Below are 13,039 nucleotides of genomic sequence, written 5' to 3'. Positions count from 1 at the left end.
GGCTCAATTTTGGGATTTTATCGCGAAGCGGCACCGCGCCCGGCGCCAGACACGTAATTGGCACGAAAATGGCGTGTCTCTACGTCAGAAACGGAAAGAATGTGCAAAAGAGATTGACAGCCCGCGCGCGGCATCGCTGCTCGCGGGCCGCATTTGCGGCGAAAAGGCGCTCAAATAGCGCCTAAATGGCGGCGAAGTAGCACCCATCTGGCGCCAGTGTGATACCAGTATGGCACCAGATAAGTGCCAGGGCGGCGCTGCCCTCACCTGTCTCGAAATCCAGGCGAAAGCAGGCGCCGGCAGCTTACAGTGCGTCGCCCACGCGCACGATCTTCAGCGTGTTGGTGCCGCCCGCCTGGCCCATCGGCTCGCCGCAGGTCAGCACGATCATGTCGCCGCGCGCCGCGTAACCCTTGCTCACCACGGCCTCGACCGCCTGCTGGAGCGCCGTGTCCTGGTCGTTGCTCGTGTCCAGATGCAGCGGCGTGACATTGCGGTAGAGCGACATCGCCCGTTCGCTGCCCGCGCGCGGCGTGAGCGCGAAGATCGGCACGTGCGTCCAGTGGCGCGACATCCACAGTGCCGTCGAGCCCGACTCCGTGAGCGCCACGATCGCCTTGGCACCGAGGTGGTAGGCCGTGAAGAGCGCGCCCATGGCGATCGACTGGTCGATGCGCGTGAAGGTGCGGTCGAGGAAGTCCTTGTCGAGCTCGGACTGCTCCGACTTTTCGGCTTCGAGGCAGATGGCCGACATCGCCTCGATGGTCTGCACCGGGTACTTGCCCGCAGCCGATTCGGCCGAAAGCATCACGGCGTCGGTGCCGTCGAGCACGGCGTTGGCGACGTCCGACACTTCCGCGCGCGTAGGCACCGGGGCGTGGATCATCGACTCCATCATCTGCGTGGCCGTGATGACGAGCTTGTTCGACTCGCGCGCCATGCGGATCATGCGCTTTTGCAGCGCGGGCACCGCGGCGTTGCCGACTTCGACCGCGAGGTCGCCGCGGGCGACCATGATGCCGTCCGACGAATCGAGAATCTCCTGCAGCACCGGAATCGCCTCGGCGCGCTCGATCTTCGCGATCATCTTCGGCTTGATGCCGTACGGCGCGCCCGCGATGTTCGCGAGCTGGCGCGCCATTTCCATGTCGGTGGCGTTCTTCGGGAACGACACGGCGACGAAATCCGCGCCGAGCGACATGGCCGTGCGGATGTCCTCCATATCCTTCGCCGTCAGCGCCGGCGCCGTGAGGCCCCCGCCCTGACGGTTGATGCCCTTGTTGTTCGAGAGCTCGCCGCCCACACGCACCGTCGTGTGGATCTCGCTGCCGATCACGCGCACGACGTCGAGCACGAGCAGGCCGTCGTTGAGCAGCAACACGTCGTTCGGTTTCAGGTCGCGCGGCAGATCCTTGTAATCGAGGCCCACGCGCTCGTCGTTGCCGAGCTCGCACTCGGCGTCGAGGATGAAGGGCTGGCCCGGCTCGAGCAGCGTCTTGCCGTTCTCGAACTTGCCGACGCGAATTTTCGGGCCCTGCAGATCGGCCATGATCGCGACTTCGCGACCGGCCCTGCGGGCACACTCCCGCACGGTTTCGGCGCGCTGGCGATGGTCGTCAGCCGTGCCGTGCGAGAAGTTGAGACGCACCACGTCCAGTCCCGCATGAATCATTTTCTGCAGGACGTCCGGCGAGCTGGAGGCCGGACCGATGGTGGCGACTATCTTGGTGGCGCGATGCATGAATCTCCTCGTCTGGAAAGAATCGCTGGAAGAAGCGTTGCTGCGAGAAGGGCTGCTGGCCGGCTCGGCCGCACGTGCGGCCTGGCCGGAACGCGCGCCGGTGAGACCCGGCGTCGCTTTGTGCGACGGCGCCACGCGCGCGGCGGACGTTCCCGCCTCGCGCGCCGGCTCCGTCGGGGCGGCATGCGCACGGGCCGCCAGCGCGCCATCGCGCGCCGCGCCCGCGGCGGCCGCCGGGGATTCTGCGTCCGCCAGCGCCGCCACCGGCGCTTCGGACGATGCTACCGGGCGCGCGTCGCGCCCCGTTGAGGCTGCCGTGCGCGACTTCGCGCGCGCACGGGCCGGTTTTGCGGCTGCCTTTGCCGCCGGGGCGCGGGGCGCCACTTAACCGGCCGCCCGCGTTTCGAGCACTTCCACGGCCGGCAGCTTCTTGCCCTCGAGGAATTCGAGGAAAGCGCCGCCGCCCGTCGAGATATAGCTGACCTTGTCGTGAATGCCGTACTTCGCGATGGCCGCGAGCGTGTCGCCGCCGCCCGCGATCGAGAACGCACCGGAACTGGCGATCGAGTCCGCGAGCGTCTTCGTGCCGTTGCCGAACTGGTCGAACTCGAACACGCCCACCGGGCCGTTCCACACGATCGTGCCGGCCTGCTGCAGCTGCGAGGCGAGCGCCTTCGCGGTTTGCGGGCCGATGTCGAGGATCATGTCGTCGTCGGCAACGTCGGCCACGGCCTTGATCTCGGCCTTGGCGGTCGGCGAGAACTCCTTCGCGGTCACCACGTCGCTCGGGATCGGCACAGAGGCGCCGCGCGCGCGCGCCGCGTCGATGATCGCTTTCGCCTGGTCGACGAGGTCGGCTTCCGCGAGCGACTTGCCGATCTTGAGACCGGCCGCGAGCATGAACGTATTGGCGATGCCGCCGCCGACGATCAGCTGGTCCACCTTCTCGGCGAGCGATTCGAGGATCGTGAGCTTGGTCGAGACCTTCGAACCCGCGACGATCGCCACGAGCGGGCGCTTCGGCGCGCCGAGCGCCTTGCCGAGCGCATCGAGCTCGGCGGCGAGCAGCGGGCCCGCGCAGGCGATGGGCGCGTACTTCGCGATGCCGTAAGTCGTGGCTTCGGCGCGGTGCGCCGTGCCGAACGCGTCGTTCACGTAGATGTCGCAGAGCTTCGCCATCTTCTGGGCAAGCTCGTCCGAATTCTTCTTCTCGCCCTTGTTGACGCGGCAGTTCTCGAGCAGCACGACGTTGCCCGGCGCGACGTTCACGCCGTTCTCGACCCAGTTCGCAACGAGCGGCACTTCGCGGCCGAGCAGCTCCGAAAGGCGCTTCGCGACGGGCGCGAGCGAGTCTTCGGGCTTGAACTCGCCTTCGGTCGGACGGCCGAGGTGCGACGTGACCATGACGGCGGCGCCGGCGTCGAGCGCGGCCTTGATGGCCGGCACGGAGGCGCGGACGCGGGTGTCTTCGGTGATGTTGCCCTGATCGTCCTGCGGCACGTTCAGGTCGGCGCGGATGAACACCCGCTTGCCGTTGAGTTTGCCTTCGGAGATCAGATCGGAGAGACGCAGAACCTTGTTCATGGACTTGACTGTGCGTGATGGTGGGAAGGCGGTGGCAACACGATGCGAGGCGGCCTGCTCAGGTGGTACTCGGCTGGCACTACGGTGGCACTCTCAGTCTGCACGGCGCGGGATCCGGTCTGACGCTGTCTCGGGTCGCTGCTCGTTACCTGACAGACGCCGGCATCGAATTGCGAGATCGGTATTTTAGCCGATAGCCAGGACGATCAGAGACGTGCTCGCGCGAATGTCCCGTATTTGGGCGGTTGCTGCAGGACTCCGGCATTTTTTCGCAGGATTGTGCATCGCAACAAAAACGCCCGCGCGCCCGTGCTGACGCCAAATGACGCTAAAATACGCGTTTTGCCGGCCGCGGGTTTCACGACGTTCGCGGTGTCATGGCTTAACAAAGCGCATTACGAGAATTGTCCTCATGAGCGAAATCAAGGAAATGCCGCTGGTCGAACTCTCGGCCAAGGATCTGCCGGCGTATTGCCCGAATCCGTCGATGCCGCGCTGGAGCAACCATCCGCGCGTCTTTATCGACGTGACGCACGGCGAAGCGCGCTGCCCGTACTGCAGCACGCGCTACAAGCTGCGCGAGGGCGAGGTCGTGCACGGCCATTGAGCGCGATCGAGCGCGCGGCCGGCGCCGGCAGGCCTCGCGCCGGCCGACGCGCCGCACGCGAACGGCAACGCCCTTGTTTCGCCGGCCCCCGCCCGCACAACCGCGGGCGGCTTGCCGCCAACGCCTGCGCGCCCCACGGCGCGTTTCCCCGCTAACCGTGTTCCTGCTCGCCAAAGCGCGCGCGGAACCTTTGTCATTTCCGGACTCCGACACACGATGCGCCGCGCGCTGGTAATCGCACCGAACTGGATCGGTGACGCACTGATGGCGCAGCCGCTCCTTTCGCGGCTCGTAAAACTGCATCCGCGCATTGCGATCGATGCAGTCGCGCCCACGTGGGTTGCGCCCGTGCTCGAACGCATGCCCGAGATCCGCGACGTCTACGCCACGGACCTCGCCCACGGCAAGCTGCAACTGTTGCGCCGCTGGCAGCTGGCGGCCGACTTGCGCGACGTGCGCTATGACGCCGTCTACGTGCTGCCGAACTCCCTCAAGTCCGCGCTGATTCCGTGGCTCGCGAACATTCCGCTGCGCATCGGCTACACGGGCGAGAACCGCTACGGCTTCCTGAACGTGCGCCACGCGAATCCGCCGAAGGACGAGCGGCCGCCCATGGTCAAGCACTACGCCGCGCTCGCATGGGCGCCCGGCGCGACCGTGCCCGACGACCTGCCGATGCCGCGCCTCGAATCGGATCCGAACGAGGCCTCGCGCGTCTCGGCGCGCTTTCACCTCGACACGCGCGTGCCGCTGCTGGTGTTCTGCCCCGGCGCAGAGTACGGCCCCGCGAAGCGCTGGCCGCCCGAGCACTTCGCGGCGCTCGCGCAGATGGTGGGGCAGTCGTTCCCGTACGCGCAGATCATCGCGCTCGGTTCTCCGAAGGATGCGCCGCTCGCGCAGGCCATCGCCGACCGGGCTGCGAACGTGCGCAACCTGTGCGGCCAGACCGCGCTTGGCGAAGCCTGCGCGTTGATCTCGCGGGCGAGCGCCGTGGTCACGAACGATTCGGGCCTCATGCACGTCGCCGCCGCGCTCCGCCGCCCGCTCGTCGCGCTCTACGGTTCGACGGATCCGCGCCACACACCGCCCTTGTCGGAACTCGCAAAGGTACAATGGCTGCATCTCGATTGCAGCCCGTGTTTCCAGCGCGAATGCCCGCTCGGGCATCTGAACTGTCTGCGCGAACTGAGCCCGGAACAGGTGTTCGGCGATCTGCGCGGCATGCTGCTCGGCCAGCGCTAGGCGCGCGTCACAGGAGTGTCTCGCGATATCGGCATGCTCGCGGCAGCGAAATCCCGTGTCGATTCGCGAGTGTCGATTCGCCAACCCGCGCTCCGGCGCAACAGACCAACGAGCCATGCCACGTTTCGCCCACATCTTCGAAGCCGCCGCGGACACCCTCAACGCGTACTACCAGGCCGTCGCGGAGGTCAATATCGACAGCTTGATGGGCTTGTGGATCGACGAGGAATTCGTGAGCTGCATCTGCGCGGACGGCTCGCATCTGCATGGTCTGCCGAACATTCGCGCGGGGCTCGCCACGCAGCTCGAAGCGGCGCCGGTCTCGATCGAGCCGCTCGATATCCGCGTCTACGACAGCCTCGGCACGGTGGTCTACGCGATCGTCGAAGCGCATCGCCCGGTCGATCCGAAAGCCATACCCGCAATGGTCTTTACGACCTACGTGATGGTTCATGAGCGCGGCGAATGGCGCATCGCCCATATCCACGCGAGCCGCATGCCCGACGATGCGGCGACCCAGTTCTCCGCCAAGCTGCGCCACGGTCAGGGCGCGCTGCACTGATACGCCCGGAAGCACCGCCATGAGTACGACCGAGGACAGGCCCGCCGATACCCGCGCGCCGGTGGCCGCGGCGGCGCGCGCCGTCGGGGCATCGCGAGCCGGCGCCTATTGCGCCCCCTTCTGGCTGCCTGGCGCTCATGCGCAAACCATCGTCCCCGCTCTCTTCTCGCGGCTGCCGCTGCCGGCTTATCGCCGCGAACGCTGGGACACGCCCGACGGCGACTTCATCGAACTCGACTGGGTCGAGCCCGCGCGAAGCACGCGCCTTGCCCCCGAGGCCCCGCTCTTCGTGCTCTTTCACGGCCTGGAGGGCGGCTCGGGCTCGCACTACGCGCGCTCGCTGGCGGCGGCCGCCGCCGCGCTCGGCTGGCATGCCGTGATTCCGCATTTTCGCAGTTGCAGCGGCCCGCTGAACCTGCTGCCGCGTTTCTACCACCTCGCGGACGCCAACGAACTGGACTGGATGCTGCGCCGCCTCGCCGCGCGCCATGGCGGACCGCTCGTCGCGGCGGGCGTCTCGCTGGGCGGCAACGTCCTGCTGCACTGGCTCGCGCAGCAGCGCGAGGATGCCGCCATCGTGGCCGCTGCCGCCGCGATCTCGGCGCCGCTCGACGTCCACGCGGGCGGCAGGATGCTCTCGCAAGGCTTCGGCAGGGTCTACACGCAGAGCTTCCTCAAAACGCTCAAGGTGAAGGCGCTCCAGAAGCTCGGGCAGTATCCCGGTCTCTTCGACAAAGAGGCCATGCTCGCGAGCCGCACGATGGGCGAATTCGACAATGTCGTCACGGCGCCGCTGCACGGCTTTCGCGACGTGCACGACTACTGGACCCAGGCGACGGTCAAGCCGCGCCTCACTGAAATCGTCGTGCCGACGCTCGTGCTCAACGCGCGCAACGATCCGTTCCTGCCTGGCCACGCGCTGCCCGGCCGCCACGCGGTAAGCACTGCCGTCGAACTGGAGCAGCCCGAACATGGCGGGCATGTCGGCTTCATGACCGGGCCGTTTCCGGGCCGCTCCGGCTGGCTCTCGCAACGCGTGACCAGTTGGCTTGCGGGCTTTGTCACCCATGGATGAGATCGTCAAACAGGCGCTCGCGCGCTGGCCCAACGTGCCGCACTGCACCGGCTGGCTGCGCCTCGATGCGCGCGGCCACTGGCGCCTGCGCGACGAGGCCGATCAGGCCGCCGGGGCGCCTGGCACGGCGATCCGCCACGAAGCGCTGATCGGATTCATCAACCGCAATTACGAGTGCGACGCGCGCGGGCAGTGGTATTTCCAGAACGGACCGCAGCGCGTGTACGTCGAGCTGGAATACACGCCGTTCGTCGTGCGGCTCGCAACGGATGCGAACGGTGCGCTCGCGCTCACGGACCAGACCGGCCAGCCGCTCTCACCCGCCGGCGTCTGGGTGGATGAATCAGGCAGCGTGCTGCTCGTCGAGGCAGCTTGCGGCGCGGCGAGCGGATCGGGCCACGTGGCCCTGCTCCACGACCACGATCTCGATCTGTTCACCGACCACGCCACGCTCGCCGACGACGGCCAAAGCGGGCACTTCATGTGGCGTACCGACGCCGACGCCCTGCCGATCATGCCCATCCGGCGTGCGGACGTGCCCGCGCGTTTCGGCTTCATCGCGAGTCCCGCGCGAGAAGCCGCGGCCGCTTGATCCGGACCGGACGGCAAGACGCCAGGCGCCGGTCAAGCCGGGCGACGCTGCCAGGATATGCGCCTTCAATAAACAGAGAGCCAACCATGCCTGAACTCACTCATTTCGATGCCACCGGCGACGCGCATATGGTCGATGTCGGCGACAAAGCCGAGACGAAGCGCATTGCCGTCGCGCGCGGAACCATTCGCATGCTGCCCGCGACGTTCGCGCTGATCCGCGACGGCGCGGCGAAAAAAGGCGACGTGATCGGCGTCGCGCGCATCGCTGCCATCCAGGGCGCGAAACGCACGTCGGACCTGATTCCGCTTTGCCATCCGCTCGCGATCACGCGCGTGAAGGTGGACTTCGCGCTCGACGAGACGCTGCCCGGTGTGCATTGCACGGCGCAGGTGGAAACGTTCGGCCGGACCGGCGTGGAGATGGAAGCGCTGACCGCCGTGCAGGTCGGACTGCTAACCGTCTACGACATGTGCAAGGCCGTGGATCGCGGCATGACCATCACCGACGTCAAGGTGATGGAGAAGCATGGCGGGAAGTCGGGAGATTGGGTGGCGCAGAACTGAGCCGCCGGGTTACACGTCCAGGATGGGGCTATGACGATCGAAGAACTGCTCAAGCAGGTGCTGGCATTTCGCGACGAGCGCGACTGGGAGCAATTCCATACGCTGCGCAACCTGATTGTCTCCACCAGCATCGAGGCTGGGGAACTGCTGGAGACGATACAGTGGAAAACCGATTCGGAGATCGAAGCCCTGCTTCGCGACCCGAAGCAGCTCGACCACATCAGGCATGAATGCGCCGATGTGTTCATCTACCTGCTGCTGGTCGCGCATCGGGCAGGAATCAATCTCCTCGATGCGGCTTCCGAGAAGCTGAAGCTCAATGCCGAGCGCTATCCGGTGGACAAGGCCAGAGGAAACGCCACGAAATATTCCGCACTTTGATTCGGGCCGGCGGGCCGGCAGCCGGCCCGCCAACGGCCTCACCCGCCCCGTCTCACCAGCCTGTCAATCGTCGGAATCGTCGTCGTCATCCTCGTCGATCTGCTTCGGCGGATTGCCGTACTGCTTCACGAGCTGCGCCTTGAAGTCTTTCAGCGCAGGCTGCTCGTCGCACAAACCGTAAAGCGCGGCTTGCTGCGTCGGCCAGTCGTGCAACTCGGCCGCGAAAATCTTCAGACGCGCAACCGTGTCGAATGCGCCGGCCGTATCGCCGTTCAGCGCCTGCAGGACCGCATAGCGGCGCAGCACGGTCTCGCCCGGCAGCAGCGCAATCGCGCGCTGATGCGCCGCGAGCTTCGCCGGGAGATTCGCCGCATCCATCGGCATCAACGTGGCCATGCCGTAGTCTCCCCACGCGCTAAACAGGAACGACGGGGCTTCGCTGTATTGCTGGGCCGGACGTTCGCCGTAATACAGCACCTCAGCACGGTGATAGTCCTGCACGACCGGGTAAAGCGCGGCGAGACCGCCGAACACCACCACCGCGAACGCGCCGAACGACAGGCGGGACGGTACGAAGCGCAGCGGACGCGTTTCGAGCACGCCGAACACGAACATCGCGGGCAGCAGGAAGAACATGTACTGCTGCGGATATTCGACGAGCGCATGCATGGCCAGCACGCCGATCAGCATGAAGCCGAACACGCGCTCGGGCGTATGGGGCACGCGCAGCGCGCGCACGAACCACGCAACGAGACCCAGCAGGACGATGCCGCAGCCGATCACGCCGGTCTTGGCGAGCAGGTCGATAAAAACGTCGTGCGAGTTGTTCGCGATCTCCACGCCGCCGAGCGAGCGCGCAAGTTCGAACTGGTGGATCGGGAAATCGCCCCAGCCGACGCCGAGAACCGGATGCGTCTTGAACATCGTCAGCCCATAGCGCCAGAGGGCGATGCGCGGCGCGATCTGGCCGGCGTCCTTGAAGCGGTCGGCGGCGGACTGGTCGAGCTGCAGCCCGTAGCGGACGTTGGCCCAGCGCACGAACGCATTGACGCCGATGAAGATCAGCAGCAGCACGACCGGCAAGAGCCAGTTGCGCGGGCCGCGCCGCCCGCCCGCCTGCGCGCCGTCATGGCGCGTGAGCGCGAGCGCAATCCAGAAGCCGGCGACGACGATGACGGCAATCTGCAGCCAGGGGCCGCGCGAAACCGTGAGCGCGAGGCCGCCCGCGTAGACCGCGGAGAGCACGGCCCAGATCACGAGCGGCAAGCGGCGCGTCTGCACGAGAAAGAGGCCGGCTGCCATCGCGAACGCGATATAGGTAGCAAGGTGGTTGGCCTGCGCCATATTGCCGAACGGCCGGCGATCGAACGTCACGTTGTAGGCAACGACGAGCGGCGTGACCTTCGTTTCGAGATGAAAGAGCTGGATGACCTGGCAGAACACCGCGAACGCGCCGCCGACCATGAGCGCCGCGGCGGCCCAGACCATCGCGGTCTCGGTCAGGCGCGCGCGCGCGATGCCGTAGCCCGCATACGTGACCATCAGGGCCGCGAGCAGATAGCCAGCGCCGAGCCAGTTCATGGACGGCTGCGCGACCGGCAGCATGATGGTCTGCGCAACCAGCAGCAGACCAAAGGCGAGCGGCACGAGCCCGACCGTGGGCGTGGCGAATTCGGCCGTAGACCGCGCCGGGAACGCGAGCAGCACCACGGACGCGCCGACCAGCAGCCAGAGCGCCAGCGCTACGTATTCGGCGTAGAACGTCGGGATAGGATACGTGTGAGCGACGACCGCATAGGGAAGCGTCAACGCAACGGCCAGCAAGAAGAACGTAAGATAGCGCGCAAAAGTGGAAGGCATGGGTAAGCGGGGGCATCAGCAACCGGCGCACTATACAAGACTTTTCGCGCGATTTGCGGACCGGGAAGGTTACTGCGTCTTGCGCATGCCGATTTGAGGCCGCTTGCGCGTGCCCCGCCTCCGGCCAGCAGGTTGCCGGGACGCGCCGTCGCCTTGCATGACGACGGCGCGAAGCGCGGAAAGCGGATCTCGCGAGAAAGCGCGACCCTGCTCTCGTTACCTGGGCGAATGCCTTCGCACATCAAGTCTCATCAAGCGCGGCACTCCGGCGGCGCGAGATTCGACGGCAGCGTTGCCGCTTCGGCCGGTGCCGGTCCGGAGCCCGGCGCGCCCAGCGACGAAGCCGTCTTGCCGGCCGCGAAGCACTCCCACGTAACCGTGCCCGACTGGACGCTGCCTTGCGAGAGCGCGACGCGGGCGGTGGGAGCTTCCGCGTTGTCGGGTACCGAGGGCACGAGTACGAGCGTATTGCTTCCGGCGGGTGCGACGCGCGTCGTGAAGGCAACCGTGATCTGCCCCGTGGCGTCGTCGACCTGCACCGATTCGACGTTGCGCGTAGCCGGCGGCGTGGAGAAACCGGCCGAGAACGCGGTGCCGCTCGCCGCGTTTTCCGCAACCGCGAGCCGTGCCGACGACGCGAGCGAGAGTCCCTCGCCGACGCGGCTGCGCGCAAGATAATCCTGATAGGCAGGTATGGCATAGGCGGCGATGACGCCGACGATGGCAAGCACGATCATCAGTTCGATCAGCGTGAAGCCTTGAACCACGACGCGCCGCGCGAACCGGGCGAACCTGGCCGAAGCCAGCGTGGCGGCGCGCGAAGACGCATGGAACAAAAACCAGCGCGCGAGGGCGGCAAGGGCTGCGGGTGGGCTCGCAGCGAGTACGGATACGATCATCATCAGGGCTCCTGAAACAAGAAACGCCTGCTCACGGTCGTGAACAGGCGTTTTGATCGTATCGGCGGGTCAGGCCGCCGGGCAGTCGGCCGAATGGCCTGAGCGTCGCGAAGGCTGCGCCCAGGCCATGAAAATCCGCGCGTCAGGATGAACTGGCGGACTGCGCGCGCCGCGCATTGCGGCGCTTCAACGCGAGTCCCACCGCCACGACGAACACGGCGCCGGCCACACACATGCCGTATTCGGCGAGCGGCGTATCGAGCAGCGGCCAGCGGTCGCCGGCCGGATCGTTGACGATCAACCCGCCGGCGATCCAGCCGAGCAGCGCGGCGCCCAGCGTGACGATGACGGGAAAGCGGTCCAGCAGCCGCAGCACCAGTTGGCTGCCCCACACGATGAGCGGAATGCTCACCATCAGCCCGAAGATCACGAGGCCGATCCGATGCGCGGGATCGGCGGCCTCGGCGGCGCCCGCAATCGCCACGACGTTGTCGACGCTCATCACCGCATCGGCGACGATGATCGTCTTGATCGCGCCGATCAGCTTCTCCGCGGGCTTCACGTTGTCGTGTTCGAGATGCGCGGGCGCGAGCAACCGCACGCCGATCCACAGCAGCAGCAAGCCGCCCGTGAACTTCAGCAAGGGCACGTTGAGCAGCACGACAGCGAACGCGATCAGCACGACCCGCAGCGCGATTGCGCCCGCCGTGCCCCAGATGATGCCGCGCAGGCGCTGCTGCGCCGGCAGGTCGCGGCATGCGAGCGCGATCACGACGGCGTTGTCGCCGCCGAGCAGGATGTCGATGACGATGATCTGGAGCACAGCGCCCCAATGGAGCGACGCGAAGAACTCGGGCATGAAGGCGACGGCGGGACCGTGAGAAAGTGGCCGCTAGCAGGCGCAGCCAATAAAAAAGCGAGGGGCCATGACTGGCTCCCTCGCTTTTGTCCGGAAACCTCGTGAAAGGATTCCGCAAGCATATCAAAAAACGCCGGCCACCCGCGCCTGGGTGCTGCGCGAGCGCCGCCGATTCTCGAAAATTACAGGATCGACTTCAGCAGACGGCCCATTTCCGACGGGTTGCGCGTCACCTTGATGCCGCAGCCGTCCATGATTTCCAGCTTCGCGTCGGCCGTATCCGCACCGCCCGAGATCAGCGCGCCGGCGTGGCCCATGCGCTTGCCCGGAGGCGCCGTGACGCCCGCGATGAAGCCGACGACCGGCTTCTTCATGTTGTCCTTGATCCAGTAAGCGGCGTTCGCTTCGTCCGGACCGCCGATCTCGCCGATCATGATCACGGCGTCCGTATCCGGATCGTCGTTGAACATCTTCATGACGTCGATGTGCTTCAGACCGTTGATCGGGTCGCCGCCGATACCGACAGCCGACGACTGGCCGAGGCCGAGTGCCGAGAGCTGGCCCACGGCTTCATACGTCAGCGTGCCCGAACGCGACACGACGCCGATGCGGCCCTTCTTGTGGATGTGACCCGGCATGATGCCGATCTTCAGCTCGTCCGGCGTGATGGTGCCGGGGCAGTTCGGTCCGAGGAGCAGCGTCTTGCGGTTTTCGCGGCGCATACGGTCGCGCACTTCCAGCATGTCGCGAACCGGAATGCCTTCCGTGATGCAGATCGCGAGATCGAGATCGGCCTCGACGGCTTCCCAGATCGCGGCGGCTGCGCCTGCGGGCGGCACATAGATGACCGACACGGTCGCGCCGGTCGCTTCCTTCGCTTCACGCACGTTCGCGTAGATGGGAATCCCTTCGAAGTCCTCGCCGGCCTTCTTCGGGTTCACGCCGGCGACAAACGCTTCGCGGCCGTTGGCGTACTCACGGCAGGCGCGCGTGTGGAACTGACCGGTCTTGCCGGTGATGCCCTGCGTGATGACCTTGGTGTCTTTGTTGATCAGAATCGACATGTATTGA

14 protein-coding genes are annotated in these 13,039 nt (G+C 66.5%); 8 read left to right on the top strand and 6 right to left on the bottom strand.

Annotated features, from left to right (window positions below; translation table 11 throughout):
* Positions 1 to 304: 304 nt before the first annotated feature.
* Positions 305 to 1,741: a pyruvate kinase gene (gene pyk, locus WJ542_RS06955; RefSeq protein ID WP_411188562.1), complete on the bottom strand. Its 1,437-nt coding sequence runs from the start codon at positions 1,739 to 1,741 to the stop codon at positions 305 to 307.
* Here pyk and WJ542_RS06950 point away from each other — a divergent pair.
* A complete protein-coding gene (locus WJ542_RS06950) occupies positions 1,740 to 2,129 on the top strand; it encodes a hypothetical protein (RefSeq protein ID WP_411188561.1) in 390 nt (129 codons plus the stop codon). The genes pyk and WJ542_RS06950 overlap by 2 nt on opposite strands.
* Here the strand turns inward: WJ542_RS06950 and WJ542_RS06945 are convergent.
* Positions 2,126 to 3,325, bottom strand: coding sequence for a phosphoglycerate kinase (locus tag WJ542_RS06945; RefSeq protein WP_411188560.1), 1,200 nt, complete (start codon positions 3,323 to 3,325; stop codon positions 2,126 to 2,128). The genes WJ542_RS06950 and WJ542_RS06945 overlap by 4 nt on opposite strands.
* A gap of 412 nt (positions 3,326 to 3,737) precedes the next feature.
* On the opposite strand from WJ542_RS06945, the gene WJ542_RS06940 reads away from it, so the two are divergent.
* The 7 genes from WJ542_RS06940 (at position 3,738) to WJ542_RS06910 (ending at position 8,350) form a co-directional block, all read left to right on the top strand.
* Positions 3,738 to 3,932 (top strand): zinc-finger domain-containing protein, encoded by a 195-nt coding sequence (locus tag WJ542_RS06940; RefSeq protein WP_027794262.1) that lies wholly within the window; start codon positions 3,738 to 3,740, stop codon positions 3,930 to 3,932.
* Between the two features lie 216 nt (positions 3,933 to 4,148).
* A complete protein-coding gene (waaF, locus tag WJ542_RS06935) occupies positions 4,149 to 5,174 on the top strand; it encodes a lipopolysaccharide heptosyltransferase II (protein ID WP_411188559.1) in 1,026 nt (341 codons plus the stop codon).
* 115 nt (positions 5,175 to 5,289) lie between these two features.
* The gene (locus WJ542_RS06930) at positions 5,290 to 5,736 is read left to right on the top strand and encodes a nuclear transport factor 2 family protein (RefSeq protein ID WP_411188558.1); all 447 of its coding nucleotides are present in this window, start codon (positions 5,290 to 5,292) and stop codon (positions 5,734 to 5,736) included.
* Between the two features lie 19 nt (positions 5,737 to 5,755).
* The gene (locus WJ542_RS06925; protein ID WP_411188557.1) at positions 5,756 to 6,811 is read left to right on the top strand and encodes a hydrolase; all 1,056 of its coding nucleotides are present in this window, start codon (positions 5,756 to 5,758) and stop codon (positions 6,809 to 6,811) included.
* Positions 6,804 to 7,403 carry a DUF2946 family protein gene (locus WJ542_RS06920; protein WP_411188556.1) on the top strand — a complete coding sequence of 200 codons (600 nt, stop codon included), beginning with the start codon at positions 6,804 to 6,806 and terminating at the stop codon, positions 7,401 to 7,403. The genes WJ542_RS06925 and WJ542_RS06920 overlap by 8 nt, the downstream gene beginning before the upstream one ends.
* A gap of 86 nt (positions 7,404 to 7,489) precedes the next feature.
* Positions 7,490 to 7,969, top strand: coding sequence for a cyclic pyranopterin monophosphate synthase MoaC (moaC, locus tag WJ542_RS06915; RefSeq protein WP_411188555.1), 480 nt, complete (start codon positions 7,490 to 7,492; stop codon positions 7,967 to 7,969).
* Positions 7,970 to 7,999: 30 nt separating this feature from the next.
* On the top strand, positions 8,000 to 8,350 hold the full coding sequence (locus WJ542_RS06910) for a nucleotide pyrophosphohydrolase (protein WP_411188554.1): 351 nt from the start codon (positions 8,000 to 8,002) through the stop codon (positions 8,348 to 8,350).
* 63 nt (positions 8,351 to 8,413) lie between these two features.
* On the opposite strand, the gene WJ542_RS06905 is transcribed toward WJ542_RS06910, so the two are convergent.
* The 4 genes from WJ542_RS06905 to sucD form a co-directional block, all read right to left on the bottom strand.
* Positions 8,414 to 10,210 carry a PglL family O-oligosaccharyltransferase gene (locus WJ542_RS06905; protein WP_411188553.1) on the bottom strand — a complete coding sequence of 599 codons (1,797 nt, stop codon included), beginning with the start codon at positions 10,208 to 10,210 and terminating at the stop codon, positions 8,414 to 8,416.
* Positions 10,211 to 10,461: 251 nt separating this feature from the next.
* Positions 10,462 to 11,046, bottom strand: coding sequence for a pilin (locus tag WJ542_RS06900; protein ID WP_411190499.1), 585 nt, complete (start codon positions 11,044 to 11,046; stop codon positions 10,462 to 10,464).
* Positions 11,047 to 11,251: 205 nt separating this feature from the next.
* A complete protein-coding gene (locus WJ542_RS06895; RefSeq protein ID WP_411188552.1) occupies positions 11,252 to 11,968 on the bottom strand; it encodes a TerC family protein in 717 nt (238 codons plus the stop codon).
* A gap of 182 nt (positions 11,969 to 12,150) precedes the next feature.
* A complete protein-coding gene (gene sucD, locus WJ542_RS06890) occupies positions 12,151 to 13,032 on the bottom strand; it encodes a succinate--CoA ligase subunit alpha (protein WP_027794272.1) in 882 nt (293 codons plus the stop codon).
* Positions 13,033 to 13,039: the final 7 nt, after the last annotated feature.

This window comes from Paraburkholderia yinzeri (genome assembly GCF_046581065.1).
Taxonomy (GTDB): domain Bacteria; phylum Pseudomonadota; class Gammaproteobacteria; order Burkholderiales; family Burkholderiaceae; genus Paraburkholderia.
Note: the sequence above shows the minus strand (reverse complement) of the source record. Positions and strands in the feature narration are given on the sequence as shown.

Coding starts and splice junctions, on each gene's coding strand:
- WJ542_RS06950 (WP_411188561.1), top strand. CDS start 1,740: ATGAATCTCCTCGTCTGGAAAGAATCGCTGGAAGAAGCGTTGCTGCGA.
- pyk (WP_411188562.1), bottom strand. CDS start 1,741: ATGCATCGCGCCACCAAGATAGTCGCCACCATCGGTCCGGCCTCCAGC.
- WJ542_RS06945 (WP_411188560.1), bottom strand. CDS start 3,325: ATGAACAAGGTTCTGCGTCTCTCCGATCTGATCTCCGAAGGCAAACTC.
- WJ542_RS06940 (WP_027794262.1), top strand. CDS start 3,738: ATGAGCGAAATCAAGGAAATGCCGCTGGTCGAACTCTCGGCCAAGGAT.
- waaF (WP_411188559.1), top strand. CDS start 4,149: ATGCGCCGCGCGCTGGTAATCGCACCGAACTGGATCGGTGACGCACTG.
- WJ542_RS06930 (WP_411188558.1), top strand. CDS start 5,290: ATGCCACGTTTCGCCCACATCTTCGAAGCCGCCGCGGACACCCTCAAC.
- WJ542_RS06925 (WP_411188557.1), top strand. CDS start 5,756: ATGAGTACGACCGAGGACAGGCCCGCCGATACCCGCGCGCCGGTGGCC.
- WJ542_RS06920 (WP_411188556.1), top strand. CDS start 6,804: ATGGATGAGATCGTCAAACAGGCGCTCGCGCGCTGGCCCAACGTGCCG.
- moaC (WP_411188555.1), top strand. CDS start 7,490: ATGCCTGAACTCACTCATTTCGATGCCACCGGCGACGCGCATATGGTC.
- WJ542_RS06910 (WP_411188554.1), top strand. CDS start 8,000: ATGACGATCGAAGAACTGCTCAAGCAGGTGCTGGCATTTCGCGACGAG.
- WJ542_RS06905 (WP_411188553.1), bottom strand. CDS start 10,210: ATGCCTTCCACTTTTGCGCGCTATCTTACGTTCTTCTTGCTGGCCGTT.
- WJ542_RS06895 (WP_411188552.1), bottom strand. CDS start 11,968: ATGCCCGAGTTCTTCGCGTCGCTCCATTGGGGCGCTGTGCTCCAGATC.
- sucD (WP_027794272.1), bottom strand. CDS start 13,032: ATGTCGATTCTGATCAACAAAGACACCAAGGTCATCACGCAGGGCATC.